The sequence below is a fragment of the Streptomyces sp. NPDC005648 genome (genome assembly GCF_040605395.1).
GTDB lineage: Bacteria > Actinomycetota > Actinomycetes > Streptomycetales > Streptomycetaceae > Streptomyces.
In genome coordinates this window covers 35742-49025 of the sequence record NZ_JBEXCS010000075.1, presented here as the reverse complement: position 1 = coordinate 49025, position 13284 = coordinate 35742, and the positions used below count along the sequence as shown (strand labels likewise).

Sequence of the window (13284 nt, the reverse complement as noted above, 5' to 3'; positions counted from 1 at the left end):
AGCTCCCTCGGCCACCGCGACGTCGACGGCTTCCACTCCGCCGGCGGCACGGCGGTCACCCTCTGCGCCGGACGGATCATCGACCGGCCGGTGGTTGACAACACCAACTTGGGCTAAAGGCAACGGTGTTGCCTTGACGTGGTGTAGGCGATCAATCGTCGGTCGTGTTGGTGGCTTTGGGGAGTGCGGGGCGCTTTCGTCGGGCTCGGTGGGGTAGATCTGGTCCATGCCGCCCTCGGGTAGGTAGCGGCGGGGGAAGGCGATCCACTCGTCGTGCATCTCGAAGAGCACGGCGGTGACCAGCCGCAGGAGGGCGTCGTCGTGGGGGAAGACCTGGACGACGTCGATGCGGCGTTTGATCTCGCGGTTGATCCGTTCCAGGGACCGCGTACAGGGCCTCTTCGAGCGTCCAGGTCTTCCGATCTCGCCAGCGGCCGGGCCAGCCGGTCGGACCATGAGCGAGCTCCACGACGAGGCGAGGGGAGCGGTCGGGATTCGCGGACTGCGGGAACTCCTGCCTGGCACTGACGATGCAGGCCAGGCCGTCGACAGCAATGTCCACTCCCTCTCGCGCGGGTGAAGGAATGAGTGGGCCTTCCGCACCTCACACCCTCGCCAGACCGCCTCAGCCGACAGTCCCTGCAGCAGGAGAAGCGACCTTCGGCGGAGCCCCCGAAGGCATGATGAGTCGTCGGCGCTCGTCGTCCTTGAGCGCGGTCACGATCGGATGGAGGTTCCCAGCCGTGAGCAACGGGGACCAGATCCCCGCCTTCCTTTGGCTGTTGACTGCGCGCATTGGGATGCGGGCCATCTGCAAGGAACAGTTCCAGCCCCGGCCCACCGTACGGAACCTTCTCGATGCGCCCGCTGGTTCCAGACCGTGCCGAGGGTCGGTGATCCGAACGCAGCACTCGGCGAGAGCCCCTTGATCACCTCATGACCCTTCGCCCACCGGGCCCGCGCGACGGGCCGCTCGCTGTGGGCATCTGGGGGCTGGCGGGCGCTGCCGACTCACCGCCACCAGCGGCCGCAGAGTCGTCGTCGATCATCAGGACACCACCATCCCGCAAGGCACCGGCCGAGAGCCAGTCACTCGGCATCCAGGCTCCACCACCCGCGCTGGAAACGAGACCGTTCGACTGCCCGTACTGCCGTGCAGAGCCGAAAGACACCCGCCAGCAGTGGGAGTCCCCCTGGGACTTTTCTGGGACTTCCGGCCCCATCAAGCGGCACGAGCGTGAAACAGCCGAAAGGTCATTCGCGCAGGTCAGCGACCACAGGTCGCTCATCGTGGCAGGTCACCACGTTCGCTGGTCTCTTCCGGGACATCTGACGACACCCCCGACCGACAGAGGTCGTCACAGCCAGCCGTTGCGTTTGAAGCCGCGGTGGAGGAGGAAGCAGGCGACGGCGATGACGCCCAGGACCAGGGGATAGCCGAAGGTCCAGCGCAGTTCGGGCATGTGGTCGAAGTTCATGCCGTACAGACCGCACACCATGGTGGGTACGGCGACGATCGCGGCCCAGGCGGTGATCCTGCGGGCGTCGTCGTTCTGCGCGACGGCGACCTGGGCGAGGTGGGCCTGGAGGATGGAGTCGAGCAGGGAGGCGAAGGACGTGATCTGCTCGGTGACGCGGGCCAGATGGTCGGCGACGTCGCGGAAGTAGGGCCGTATGTCGGCGGCGACGGCGCGCAGCGGCTTCGTGGAGAGCGTCTCCAGAGGGCGGGCCAGTGGGACCACGGCCCGCTTCAGCTCCAGGAGTTCACGCTTGAGCTGGTAGATACGGCCGGCGTCCGCGGTCCGGTCGCCCTGCGGGGAGAAGACCTCGGTCTCCACCTCGTCGATGTCGTCCTGGACGGCGTCGGTGACGGTCAGGTAGTCGTCGACGACATGGTCCGCGATGGCGTGCAGCACCGCCGACGGACCCTTGGCCAGCTGCTCGGGACGGGCTTCCAGATCCTCGCGCAGCGGGCCCAGGGAGCCGTGCCGGCCGTGGCGGACGGTGATGACGAAGTCGGGGCCGGCGAAGACCATGATCTCGCCGGTGTTGACGACCTCGCTGGTCGCGGTGAGCCGCTCGTGCTCGACATAGGTGACCGTCTTGAAGACGGCGAACAGGACATCGCCGTAGCTCTCCAGCTTGGGCCGCTGATGGGCCAGTACGGCGTCCTCGACGGCGAGGGGATGCAGGCCGAAGATCTCGGCGACCTCGGTGAACTCCGTCTCGGACGGTTCGTGCAGGCCGAGCCAGACGAAGTCGTGGCCGTGCCTGCGCACCCGGCGGACGGCTTCCTCGACGGTGTCCGTCACGGGCTGCCGTACGCCCGCCCGGTAGACGACGCAGTTGACGACCGAGGAGCCGAGCGGTGAGCGGGCGGGGTGGCTGAGGTCCACGCGGCCACGGCCGCTCCGCCCCAGGCGGGCCACTTTGCGCAGGTTGCCGACCATCGACATGCGGAAACCCCCTTCGCCGGGTGCGGACAGTGTGCCAGCAGACGGTGAACGCCGGTCCCGGACCGCGGCGACGGGTACGCCCCGCCGTGGGCCGGGCGGGGCGCGTCAGCCGCCGTCGGCCAGACGGGTGGCCCAGCGCTGTTCGACCTTGGCCAGGCGCCAGTACGCCAGCGCCGCCACCCACACGACCACGAAGAGGCCGACGATGATGTAGCCGACGTTGTCCAGGTCGAGGCCGGCGATCCAGCCGGTGACGGCGTCGGTCAGGGCGAGTTTGTCGTGCAGGACGCCGACGAGTTCGATCGTGCCGATGAAGAAGGCCACGGCGATGGACAGACCGGTGATAGTGAGGTTGTAGAAGACCTTGCGGACCGGGTTGGAGAAGGCCCACTGGTAGGCGAAGTTCATGAAGGTGCCGTCCAGCGTGTCGAACAGGCTCATCCCGGCGGCGAAGAGGAGCGGCAGGCAGAGGATCGCGTACCAGGGCAGGCCGGCCGCCGCGCCGGAACCCGCCATCACCATCAGGGTGACCTCGGTCGCCGTGTCGAAGCCGAGGCCGAACAGGAAACCGAGCGGGAACATCTGGCCGGGGCGGGTGATGGACTTGGTCAGCCGGCCGAGAATGCGGTTCATGAAGCCCCGGGAATCCAGGTGCTGTTCGAGTTCCTTCTCGTCGTACGTCCCCGCCCGCATCGCCCGGAACACCTTCAGGATGCCCAGGAGCGCCACCAGGTTGAGGGCGGCGATGACGTAGAGGAACGAACCGGAGATCGTCGTGCCCAGCACCCCGAGGACCTGGTGGGTGCTGGAGCCCTCGTTCATGATCCGGCCGGCCAGCTGGGTGCCGCCCGCGATGAGGGCGGCGAGGACCACGACCACGCTGGAGTGGCCGAGCGCGAACCAGAACCCCACCGACACCGGCCGTTTGCCGTCCGCCATCAGCTTGCGGGTGGTGTTGTCGATCGCGGCGATGTGGTCCGCGTCGAAGGCGTGCCGCATCCCCAGCGTGTACGCGGTGATACCCAGACCGATGCCGAACGCCTTGGAGCCGACCTCGTAGTGACCCGGGACGACCAGCAGGAACAGGATCCCGAAGGCGACGACATGCAGGGCGACGATCACCGCCATCAGTCCGACGGTCTTGACGGTGTCCTCGCGTCGCCAGCGGAAGGAGGCAGGGACAGGCTCGGTCATGCGGTCACGCTCCAGCACCTCGTGGATCAACTCGTGAAGTGCCGCGGCCGGTCTCCTGGCTGACGGGTCGTACGCTTCCGTCCCGGCCTTCCCATCCGCCTGGCGGCGAACAGTGGCCGTACCCGAATGGGACGGAGACTCCCCGATCACAGTGGCGAGGGCCGCGTCGGTTTCCCACCGACTTCCCGAGCACCACGGCCTGCCCACCGTAGAGGTGCCCTGCGGTCCCTGCATAGCTGCGCAGCCACGCAGGTATGCAAGATCACATCAGGGGCCGTCGCACGGTCCGCCTGCTGAGAGGATGGCCCCATGCACCGCGTCCCCGCCGAGCGCGCCGACCGTCGCACCATCGACGGACACCGGGTCTGCGACGCCATCGCCGCCATCGGCGAACCCGCCCATGTCCGCGCCTGGGCCGAACGGTTCGCCCTCCTCTCGGACCCGGGCCGCCTCGCCCTGCTGCTCGCCCTGCACCGGACGGGCCCCCTCGCCGTCTCCGACCTCGCGATCGCGACCGGCATGAACGACCCGGCCGTCTCCCAGGCCCTGCGCCTGCTGCGAGCCGCCGGGATCGTGGCCGGCGAGAGGGAGGGACGGGTGGTGCGGTACCAGGTGATCGACCCGATAACCGGCAACCTCCTGAACCACTGCCTGGCAGACGGAGAGTGAGCCGCGCGGCCGGGGGGTGGGAGCGGCAGCGGCGGAGGGGTGGCCGCGGCGGGCGGCGGGATGGCCACGGCGGGCGGACGGGTGCGGGGAGGGAGGGGGCGCGGGAAGGGAGCGGGCGCCGGAAAGGGCCGGCCCGGCATGTGGTGGGGGGCGGCGGGCGGGGCGGCGAGCCGTGGGCGCGACGGGCGGTGACTGCGACAAGCGGGCAGCAGCGGCAAGCGGCGGGCGCGACGGGCGGTGACTGCGACGAGCGGGCAGCAGCGGCAAGCGGCGGGCGCGACGGGCGGTGACTGCGACAAGCGGGCAGCAGCGGCAAGCGGCGGGCGCGACGGGCGGGTAGGCGGCAGGTGAAGGCCGATGAGCGGGTGGGCACGGCAAGCGAGCGGTGGGCGGGCCCGGCGAGCGGGGGGGTGGCGTAGGAGCCTTTGGTTGGTGGGGTTGGGCGTCCTCAGACGTGGGTGAGCAGGGCCTCCAGTGGGCGGGGGACGTGGCGGAGGTCCAGGTGGGCGACCAGGGCCTGGGCGTAGAGCGCCTTGCGGCCGCTGTGGGTGCCCATGAAGCGCCGTAGTTGGTGCTCCACGGGGCGTTCCCGCTGGGCGGGCTGGCTCTGGAAGGTACGGAAGGGGCGCGTCTCGCCCTGGGCCTCGATCACCTGACGCACCCCCTCGGGGCCGAGGGCGCGGATCAGCTCGTCCTCCAGGTCGGCGACGCACACATGGAACCCGAGCGCCTCCAGGTCCGCGGGGGTGAGACCGGAGCCGAGCCCGACCCGCTCCAGATGACGCCGGAAGTGCCGCTCCTCGCCGATGTCGCACAGACCCGCCAGCGGGAGGCCGAGTCCCGGAGGGCCGCAGACATCCAGAAAACGCCCGATGTTCGTCGCGCCACCGAGCGGCACCACAGCGGTTCCCTCCGCGCCGAGGTCGCGGCCCCGGCGCGCGGCCAGCGCCTCGAGCGCGACCTGGTCGCTGGTTCCCTCGACGAGGACGATCGTCCGCAGCCTGTCGCCGACCAGTGCCCGCGCCTCCGCGGCGGCCGTGTCAGCGCCCGCCCCACCGGCCGCCCACACGGTCAACGCCCGGCGGAACCGCCCCAATTCGTCCACGAGACCTCGCTTCCCCCACGCCATCCTGGCACTGCCGAGATGCGGTACGCACGCGGGTTTTCCGAGGCCGACACCGACATCCCCCGGCGGGAGCGACCGGCGGGAGCGACCGACACGGTTCACCCGCCGTCCGCTCGCAGTGCCCGGTCGATCTCACCCAGTGCGCCGGTCAGCCGGGGGTGGTCGGCGGCCGGCACCGGCTTGACGAAGAACTCCTCTGCGACCGGACGGCGGTGCGAGGCCACCGGGGGCGGTCGGAACGTCCCCGGTGGCCTCGACGCCGCCATCGGCCCGGCCCGGCTCGGTCCGGCTCGGTCCGGCTCGGTCCCGGCTCAGTCCCGGGTCAGGGTGATGTCCTGGCGGTCGAGCGCGTGGAAGCGGGGCAGGGGCAGGCCGCCCTGGGGGTGCAGCTCCATGATCGTGGCCTCGACGCTCGCGGTGCCGGTCTCCAGGCTCTTCACCGACGGCTTGCCCGAGTTCTGCCAGGGGTGCTCCTGGCCGTCGCAGAGCGCGCTGGTGCCGCCGATGCCCTGGCGGACGTTCGGGTCGGCCTGGCTGACGGAGGAGCTGATGAAGGCCGGGCCGGTGTTGCCCACGCAGCGGTAGGTGCCGGACAGGGTCAGGGTGCCGTCCGCAGCGATGTGCCCGGTGGGGTCGACGGTCACGGTCTCGTACGGGTCCGCGGTGGCCGGCGCGGCCGGGGCGGCGAGCAGGAACAGCGCGGCACCGGCCGCGAGACCCAGGGCTGGGCGGATGAACATCGGAAACCTCCTGAAGGTGGGGCTTCCACTAGGTACCGGGCGGGCGGCCCCGGGGCCGTGATCGTCACTCCTTCGGTGGCGAGTCCGCACCGACGGTCGTGGAACCGTCCGGGTGTTGTCCGCAAGTTGTCACGTTTCCCGCCGGGCCGTTCCGATGAGTTCGCGCCGGGAGGATGGTCTGTTCATCGGGACCGGACGGACGGTCCCGACCCGATGTGGAGGTGCGCAATGTTCTCCTGCCAGGCCTCGTGCCCTTCATCCGCCGGCCACACCCCGCACATCGTCGCGGCCCACCCCGAGCAGGGCTGGAGCCTGCGGTGCGACGGTGCGATCGTCTTCGACGACACCGGTGAGCTGACCGCCGACGGCCGAGTGGTCGCCCCGCTCCGGGTGCCGGCCGAACAGCTGGCGATCGCCGCCTGAGCGGTACCGCGGACCAGGACGGCGCTACGGCAGCACCGCGAAGCCGTCGAGTTCCACCAGCGCCTGTTCGTCCCAGAGGCGTACGACCTCCAGGACCGCCATCGCCGGATAGTCACGGCCTGCCAGTCGCCGCCAGACCCGGCCCAGTTCGGGGGCGTGCGTCCGGTACGCGGCGACGTCGGTGGTGTAGACGGTGACCCGGGCCAGGTCCGAGGGAGTGCCGCCCGCCCCGGCCAGCGCCGTGAGCAGATTGGTCAGGGCCTTCTCGAACTGGGCGGGGAGCGTGTCGCCGGTGACCTTGCCCTCGGGGTCGAGGGCGGTCTGGCCGGCCAGGAAGACGACGCGGGTGCCGGTGGCGACGACCGCGTGGGAGAAACCGGTCGGCGGGGAGAGGGCGGGGGGATTGACGCGCTCGGTGCTCACCGGACCTCCTGACCCGACGACATCCCCTGCTCCCGCTGGGACTTGTACAACTCCTTGGCGATGATGCCCCGTTGGATTTCGCTCGCGCCCTCGTAGATACGCGGGGCGCGGACCTCGCGGTAGAGGTGCTCCAGAAGGTGCCCGCGGCGCAGGGCGCGGGCTCCGTGCAACTGGACGGCGCTGTCGACGACATACTGCGCGGTCTCGGTGGCGAGCAGCTTCGCCATCGCCGCGCGCCCCGGTACACCGGGGGCGCCTTCGTCGTACGCCGTCGCCGCCGCGTACACCATGAGACGGGCCGCCTCGGTGCGCAGGGCCATCTCGGCGACCTGGTGACCGACGGCCTGCAGATCGCTCAACTTGCCGCCGAAGGCGTCCCGTCGGGCGGTGTGGGCGAGGGTGGCGTCCAGCGCGGCCTGTGCCATGCCGACGGCGAAGGCCCCGACGCTGGGCCGGAAGAGGTTGAGGGTGCCCATGGCGACCCGGAAGCCCTGGTCGACCTCGCCGAGCACGTCGTCCGCCGTCACCGGCACGGCGTCGAAGCCGAGGGCGCCGATGGGGTGCGGCGAGAGCATGTCGAGGGGCGTGCCGGTGAGACCGGGCCGGTCGGCGGGGACCAGGAAGGCGGTGACCCCGCGGGCGCCGGCGCCCGGGGTGGTGCGCGCGAAGACGGTGTAGAAGTCGGCCTCGGGGGCGTTGGAGATCCAGCACTTCTCACCGGTCAGACGCCAGCGAGCGAGACCGTCTGGGGCGGCGGCGAGAGAGCCGCCCGCGCCGCCGGCCTCCCCCGGACCACCGCTCTCCCCCGCCCTGCCCCTTGCCCCCGCGCCACCGCTCTCCCCCGCCCCACCGCTTGCCCCCGCGCCACCGCTGTCCCCCGCGCCGACACCCTCCCCCGCCCCACCGCTTGCCCCCGCGCCACCGCTGTCCCCCGCGCCGACACCCTCCCTCGCGCCACCGCCCTCCCCCGCCCCCGTCGGCTCCGCGCGCAGGCCCAGTGCTGCCGCGTCCGATCCCGCGCCCGGCTCGCTCAGGGCGAAGGCCGCCACCGCCGTGCCGTCGGTCACCGCGGGCAGCCAGCGGTCCCGCTGGGACGGGGTGCCGTGGGCGTGGACCGGATGGGCGCCCAGGCCCTGGAGGGCGAGGGCCGTCTCCGCCTCCGTACAGGCATAGGCCAGGGATTCACGCATCAGGCAGAGATCGAGGGCGCCGGAGGTGAACAGCCTTCGCAGCAGCCCGAGCCGACCGAGTTCTGCGACGAGGGGCCGGTTCACCTGGCCCGGTTCGCCCTTCTCGGCCGCCGGGCGCAACCGCTCCGCCGCCATGGTGCGCAGCTCGCCACACCAGGCGATCTGTTCCGGTTCGAGCGAGAATGCGGGCATCGCCGGTCCCCTCTCCGCTGCGTCTCCCGTCGACCGTATCGCGTACCGTTGACTGTCGTCACCAACACGATACGCTCGTTGCGCGAGCCCACCAGAACGCCCACACGGCAAAGGGGGCGCACCGCCATGATCGTCTCGGCCCATGTCGACACCTTCGCCCGCGACCACCTCCCGCCGCGCGAGGAATGGCCCGAGCTCCGCTTCGACCTGCCGGAGCTGCGGTACCCCGATCGGCTGAACTGCGCCGCCGAGCTCCTGACGGGCCCGCCCCCCGACCGGCCGGTCTTCCACACCCCGGCGGGCCCCTCCTGGACGTACGGCGAGCTGCGCGCCCGCGTCGACCGGCTCGCGCACACGCTCACCACCGACCTGGGCGTGGTCCCGGGCAACCGGGTACTGCTGCGCGGCCCGACCACACCATGGCTGGCCGCGTGCTGGCTGGCGGTGCTGAAGGCGGGCGGGGTGGCGGTGACGGTGCTGGCACAGCAGCGGCCGCACGAGCTGGCGGTGATATGTGACATAGCACAGGTCCGCCACGCCCTCTGCGACGTCCGGTCCGTCGACGACCTCGTCAAGGCCGAGATACCCGACCTGCGGATCAGCACCTACGGCGGTGACGCCCCCGACGACCTGCTGCGCCGCCCGGCACCCGGCACCCCGTACCCGGCCGTCGCCACCGCCGCCGACGACGTCGCCCTGATCGCGTTCACCTCGGGCACCACCGGTCGCCCGAAAGGGTGTATGCACTTCCATCGGGATGTGCTCGCCATAGCGGACACCTTCTCGAAGCATGTGCTGCGCCCCCATGTGGACGATGTCTTCGCCGGCAGCCCTCCCCTCGGCTTCACCTTCGGCCTCGGCGGCCTCGTGGTCTTCCCGATGCGCGCCGGCGCCAGTTCGCTCCTCCTCGAACAGGCCCATCCCCGGCAGCTGCTTGCGGCCGTCGCCGCACAGCGCGTCTCGGTCCTGTTCACCGCCCCGACCGCCTACCGCGCCATGCTCGAAGAGGTCGACCAGGCCGACGGGTACGACATCTCCGCCCTGCGCCGCTGTGTCTCCGCGGGTGAGAACCTGCCGGCGGCGACCTGGGAGGCCTGGCGGAAGCGCACCGGGCTGCGGATCATCAACGGCATCGGCGCGACCGAGCTGCTGCACATCTTCATCTCCGCCGCCGACGGGCAGATCCGGCCCGGGACGACCGGAGTGCCCGTACCCGGCTGGCAGGCGCGGGTGCAGGGCGAGGACGGGGAGCCCGTGCCCGACGGGGAGCCGGGGCTGCTGGCGGTACGCGGGCCGGTCGGCTGCCGCTATCTCGCCGATCCGCGGCAGCGCGCGTACGTCCGCGACGGCTGGAACATCACCGGCGACACCTATGTGCGGGAGAGCGACGGCTACTTCCGCTATGTGGCCCGCGCCGACGACATGATCATCTCGGCGGGGTACAACATCGCGGGCCCGGAGGTCGAGGACGCGTTGCTGCGGCATCCGGACGTGGTGGAGGCAGCGGTCGTGGGACGGCCTGATACGGCCCGGGGACATGTGGTGGTGGCCCATGTGGTGGTGCGGGAGGGCGCCGTACGGGACCCGGAGGCGCTGCGCGCCTTCGTGAAGTCCGAACTGGCGCCCTACAAATGTCCGCGCGAGATCCACTTCCTGGACGCGCTGCCGCGCACCGCGACCGGAAAACTTCAGAGGTTCAAACTACGCACCGATGGTGACCAGCAGTGATGTCGAAGACCTAAGATGATCAACGTGTCCGACCAGCATGCACCGCGGTCTCTCATCGTCACGCTCTACGGCGCCTACGGCCGCTTCGTACCGGGCCCGGTCCCGGTCGCGGAACTGATCCGGCTTCTCGCCGCGGTCGGCGTGGACGCGCCCTCCGTACGCTCGTCGGTGTCCCGCCTCAAACGCCGTGGTCTGCTGCTGCCGGCCCGCACCGCGCAGGGCGCCGCCGGGTACGAACTCTCCCCGGACGCCCGCCAGTTGCTCGACGACGGCGACCGGCGCGTCTACGCCACCGCCGCGCCCGAGGAGGAGGGCTGGGTGCTGGCGGTCTTCTCCGTGCCGGAGTCGGAGCGGCAGAAGCGGCATGTGCTGCGCTCCCGGCTGGCCGGGCTCGGCTTCGGCACGGCGGCGCCCGGTGTGTGGATCGCGCCCGCGCGGCTCCACGAGGAGACGCGCCACGTCCTGCGCCGGCTGCGTCTCGACCCGTACGTCGACCTGTTCCGCGGCGAGCACCTCGGCTTCGCCGCCACGGTCGAGGCGGTCGCGCGCTGGTGGGACCTGGCCGCGATCGCCAAGGAGCACGAGGCCTTCCTGGACCGGCACGCGCCGGTGCTGCACGCGTGGCGGGACAGGGTGGACACCCCGCCCGAGGAGGCCTACCGCGACTACCTCCTCGCCCTCGACAACTGGCGCCACCTCCCGTACGTCGACCCCGGGCTCCCGGCGCGGCTCCTGCCGGCGGACTGGCCGGGGGTGCGGTCGGCGGGGGTGTTCCGGGAGTTGCACGACCGGCTCAGGGACGCGGGGGCCGTGTTCGCGGGAGTACCGGCGGTCAGGTAGCCGGACCACAGGAACGTGCGGCGCGGCGTCCCTCAAGTCCCCAGGGTCAGGCGGGGCTTGGGGGCGTCGGTGCGTCCGGTCCGCGGGCGGCGGCTGCCCGCGCGGTAGGGGGCGGGCCAGACGACGCCCGGACCCTCGTAGCCCTGCTCGGCCGCCGCGTGGAGTGTCCAGTGCGGGTCGTAGAGGTGGGGGCGGGCGAGCGCGCACAGGTCCGTACGGCCCGCCAGGATCAGGGAGTTGACGTCGTCCCAGGAGGAGATGGCGCCGACCGCGATGACCGGGATCCCGGCCTGGTTCCGGATGCGGTCCGCGAAGGGTGTCTGGTACGACCGTCCGAACTCCGGCCGCTCGTCGGCGACGACCTGCCCGGTCGACACGTCGATCGCGTCGGCGCCGTGCGCGGCGAAGGCGCGGGCGATCGCGACGGCCTCCTCGGCGGAGTTTCCGCCGTCGGCCCAGTCGGTGGCGGAGATACGGACCGTCATCGGCTTCTCGTCGGGCCAGACGTCCCGGACGGCGTCGAAGACCTCGAGGGGGAAGCGCAGCCGCCCGTCGAGCGAGCCGCCGTAGGCGTCGGTGCGGTGGTTGGTGAGCGGGGAGAGGAATCCGGAGAGCAGATAGCCGTGGGCGCAGTGCAGTTCGAGGAGGTCGAAGCCGGCCCGGGCGGCACGCCGTGCCGCGGCGGTGAACTGGTCCCGGAGGTCGGCGAGTTGGGCTGGGGTCAGCTCCCGTGGGGTCTGGCTGCCGGGCTTGTAGGGCAGCGGGGAGGCGGCCACCAGCGGCCAGTTGCCCTCGGGGAGCGGGTCGTCCATGCCCTCCCACATCAGCCGGGTCGAGCCCTTGCGGCCGGAGTGGCCCAGTTGCACGCCGATCGCGGTGCCGGGGGCCTGGGTGTGCACGAAGTCGGTGACGCGTGTCCAGGACTCGGCCTGTCCGCCGGTGTAGAGGCCGGTGCAGCCGGGGGTGATACGGCCTTCCTCGCTGACGCAGACCATCTCGGTCATCACCAGTCCGGCGCCGCCGAGGGCGCGGGCGCCGAGGTGGACGAGGTGGAAGTCGCCGGGGACGCCGTCGACCGCCGAGTACATGTCCATGGGGGACACGACGACCCGGTTGCGCAGGGTGAGGCCGCGCAGTCGGAACGGGGTGAACATCGGGGGTGTGCCGGGCGGGCAGCCGAACTCCCGCTCCACGGCGCCGGTGAAGTGGGCGTCGCGCAGCCGGAGGTTGTCGTGGGTGACGCGGCGGCTGCGGGTGAGGAGGTTGAAGGCGAACTGGCGGGGCGGCTGGTCGAGATAGCGGCCGAGGTCCTCGAACCACTCCAGGCTGGCGCGGGCGGCGCGCTGGGTGGAGGCGACGACGGGTTTGCGTTCCTCCTCGTAGGCCGTGAGCGCCTTGCGCAGGGACGGCTGTTCCTCCAGGCAGGCGGCGAGCGCGAGGGCGTCCTCGACGGCGAGTTTGGTGCCGGAGCCGATGGAGAAGTGGGCGGTGTGGGCGGCGTCGCCGAGGAGGACGACGTTGCCGTGGGACCAGTGGGCGTTGGTGACCGTGCGGAAGGTCGTCCAGGCCGATTTGTTGGAGCGCAGGGAGTGGCCGCGTAGGGCTTCCGCGAAGATCTTGGCGCAGCGCTCGATGGAGTCGTGCGGGTCGGGTTCGTCGAAACCGGCCGCCCGCCACACGTCCTCGTGCATCTCGACGATCACGGTGGAGGCGTCGGCCGCGTAGGGGTAGCCGTGCAGTTGCATCACGCCGTGTTCGGTCTCGGCGATCTCGAAGCGGAAGGCGTCGAAGGCGAGATCGGTGGCGAGCCAGATATAGCGGCAGTGGTGTGTGGCCACATGGGGGCGGAACACATGGGTGTAGGCCTCGCGGGTGGTGCTGTTGACTCCGTCGGCGGCGATGACGAGGTCATGGGTCTCGGCGAGCCGGTCGGGGTACGGCGATTCGGAGCGGAAGCGCAGGTCGACGCCCAGGCTGTGGCAGCGGTCGTGGAGGATCTCGAGGAGGCGTCGTCTTCCCAGTGCGGCGAACCCGTGGCCCCCGGAGGTGTGCCGGACCCCTCGGCGCACGATGTCGATGTCGTCCCAGCGGACGAACTCCCGCTGGAGCGCGTCGTGAACGACCCGGTCGGCGTGCTCGATGCCGCCGAGGGTCTCGTCGGAGAGGACCACTCCGAAACCGAAGGTGTCGTCGGGGGCGTTGCGTTCCCAGACGGTGATCCGGCGGGCGGGGTCGAGGCGTTTCAGCAGGGCGGCGGCGTAGAGTCCGCCGGGGCCACCGCCGATGATCGCGACGCGCATCGC

12 protein-coding genes, 2 pseudogenes and 1 riboswitch are annotated in these 13284 nt (G+C 71.5%); of the genes and pseudogenes, 5 read left to right on the top strand and 9 right to left on the bottom strand.

Features of this window, described 5'->3' with window-relative positions; all coding sequences use genetic code 11:
- Window positions 1-96 (top strand): annotated as a pseudogene (locus ABZT17_RS33125) (acyltransferase); the annotation flags it as partial.
- 168 nt (window positions 97-264) lie between these two features.
- Here the strand turns inward: ABZT17_RS33125 and ABZT17_RS33120 are convergent.
- The 3 genes and pseudogenes from ABZT17_RS33120 to ABZT17_RS33110 form a co-directional block, all read right to left on the bottom strand.
- Window positions 265-381, bottom strand: a pseudogene (locus tag ABZT17_RS33120) (transposase); the annotation flags it as partial.
- 977 nt (window positions 382-1358) lie between these two features.
- Window positions 1359-2456: a magnesium and cobalt transport protein CorA gene (locus tag ABZT17_RS33115; RefSeq protein WP_356354360.1), complete on the bottom strand. Its 1098-nt coding sequence runs from the start codon at window positions 2454-2456 to the stop codon at window positions 1359-1361.
- 105 nt (window positions 2457-2561) lie between these two features.
- Complete coding sequence (locus ABZT17_RS33110; RefSeq protein ID WP_356354358.1) at window positions 2562-3650, bottom strand: HoxN/HupN/NixA family nickel/cobalt transporter; 1089 nt, start codon at window positions 3648-3650, stop codon at window positions 2562-2564.
- Window positions 3651-3677: 27 nt separating this feature from the next.
- Window positions 3678-3876, bottom strand: a riboswitch (cobalamin riboswitch).
- Between the two features lie 83 nt (window positions 3877-3959).
- Here ABZT17_RS33110 and ABZT17_RS33105 point away from each other — a divergent pair.
- A complete protein-coding gene (locus ABZT17_RS33105) occupies window positions 3960-4319 on the top strand; it encodes a metalloregulator ArsR/SmtB family transcription factor (protein WP_356354356.1) in 360 nt (119 codons plus the stop codon).
- Between the two features lie 448 nt (window positions 4320-4767).
- Here the strand turns inward: ABZT17_RS33105 and ABZT17_RS33100 are convergent, their stop codons facing one another.
- The 3 genes from ABZT17_RS33100 to ABZT17_RS33090 form a co-directional block, all read right to left on the bottom strand.
- Entirely contained in the window at window positions 4768-5424 is a 657-nt protein-coding gene (locus ABZT17_RS33100) for a TOPRIM nucleotidyl transferase/hydrolase domain-containing protein (protein ID WP_356354354.1), read from the bottom strand.
- 119 nt (window positions 5425-5543) lie between these two features.
- A complete protein-coding gene (locus ABZT17_RS33095; protein WP_356354352.1) occupies window positions 5544-5669 on the bottom strand; it encodes a hypothetical protein in 126 nt (41 codons plus the stop codon).
- 87 nt (window positions 5670-5756) lie between these two features.
- Window positions 5757-6185 (bottom strand): DUF6299 family protein, encoded by a 429-nt coding sequence (locus ABZT17_RS33090; protein WP_356354350.1) that lies wholly within the window; start codon window positions 6183-6185, stop codon window positions 5757-5759.
- A 228-nt stretch (window positions 6186-6413) separates the two neighbouring features.
- Between ABZT17_RS33090 and ABZT17_RS33085 the strand changes: the two genes are divergently transcribed.
- The gene (locus ABZT17_RS33085) at window positions 6414-6608 is read left to right on the top strand and encodes a DUF5999 family protein (protein ID WP_356354348.1); all 195 of its coding nucleotides are present in this window, start codon (window positions 6414-6416) and stop codon (window positions 6606-6608) included.
- A gap of 24 nt (window positions 6609-6632) precedes the next feature.
- Here the strand turns inward: ABZT17_RS33085 and ABZT17_RS33080 are convergent, their stop codons facing one another.
- Window positions 6633-7031: a Rid family hydrolase gene (locus tag ABZT17_RS33080; protein ID WP_356354346.1), complete on the bottom strand. Its 399-nt coding sequence runs from the start codon at window positions 7029-7031 to the stop codon at window positions 6633-6635.
- On the bottom strand, window positions 7028-8413 hold the full coding sequence (locus ABZT17_RS33075) for an acyl-CoA dehydrogenase (RefSeq protein WP_356354344.1): 1386 nt from the start codon (window positions 8411-8413) through the stop codon (window positions 7028-7030). Before ABZT17_RS33075 ends, ABZT17_RS33080 begins: the two co-directional genes overlap by 4 nt.
- Window positions 8414-8539: 126 nt before the next feature.
- Here ABZT17_RS33075 and ABZT17_RS33070 point away from each other — a divergent pair, with 126 nt between their 5' ends.
- Both ABZT17_RS33070 and ABZT17_RS33065 read left to right on the top strand, forming a co-directional pair.
- Window positions 8540-10141 carry an AMP-binding protein gene (locus tag ABZT17_RS33070; RefSeq protein WP_356354342.1) on the top strand — a complete coding sequence of 534 codons (1602 nt, stop codon included), beginning with the start codon at window positions 8540-8542 and terminating at the stop codon, window positions 10139-10141.
- Window positions 10142-10156: 15 nt separating this feature from the next.
- Entirely contained in the window at window positions 10157-10981 is an 825-nt protein-coding gene (locus tag ABZT17_RS33065) for a PaaX family transcriptional regulator C-terminal domain-containing protein (protein WP_356354340.1), read from the top strand.
- A gap of 32 nt (window positions 10982-11013) precedes the next feature.
- Here the strand turns inward: ABZT17_RS33065 and ABZT17_RS33060 are convergent, their stop codons facing one another.
- Complete coding sequence (locus ABZT17_RS33060) at window positions 11014-13281, bottom strand: bifunctional salicylyl-CoA 5-hydroxylase/oxidoreductase (RefSeq protein ID WP_356354338.1); 2268 nt, start codon at window positions 13279-13281, stop codon at window positions 11014-11016.
- Between the last annotated feature and the right edge of the window lie 3 nt (window positions 13282-13284).

Bases quoted from the DNA above. Each gene is read 5' to 3' on its own strand.
- ABZT17_RS33115 (WP_356354360.1), bottom strand. From the start codon at position 2,456: ATGTCGATGGTCGGCAACCTGCGCAAAGTGGCCCGCCTGGGGCGGAGC.
- ABZT17_RS33110 (WP_356354358.1), bottom strand. From the start codon at position 3,650: ATGACCGAGCCTGTCCCTGCCTCCTTCCGCTGGCGACGCGAGGACACC.
- ABZT17_RS33105 (WP_356354356.1), top strand. From the start codon at position 3,960: ATGCACCGCGTCCCCGCCGAGCGCGCCGACCGTCGCACCATCGACGGA.
- ABZT17_RS33090 (WP_356354350.1), bottom strand. From the start codon at position 6,185: ATGTTCATCCGCCCAGCCCTGGGTCTCGCGGCCGGTGCCGCGCTGTTC.
- ABZT17_RS33085 (WP_356354348.1), top strand. From the start codon at position 6,414: ATGTTCTCCTGCCAGGCCTCGTGCCCTTCATCCGCCGGCCACACCCCG.
- ABZT17_RS33075 (WP_356354344.1), bottom strand. From the start codon at position 8,413: ATGCCCGCATTCTCGCTCGAACCGGAACAGATCGCCTGGTGTGGCGAG.
- ABZT17_RS33070 (WP_356354342.1), top strand. From the start codon at position 8,540: ATGATCGTCTCGGCCCATGTCGACACCTTCGCCCGCGACCACCTCCCG.
- ABZT17_RS33065 (WP_356354340.1), top strand. From the start codon at position 10,157: ATGATCAACGTGTCCGACCAGCATGCACCGCGGTCTCTCATCGTCACG.
- ABZT17_RS33060 (WP_356354338.1), bottom strand. From the start codon at position 13,281: ATGCGCGTCGCGATCATCGGCGGTGGCCCCGGCGGACTCTACGCCGCC.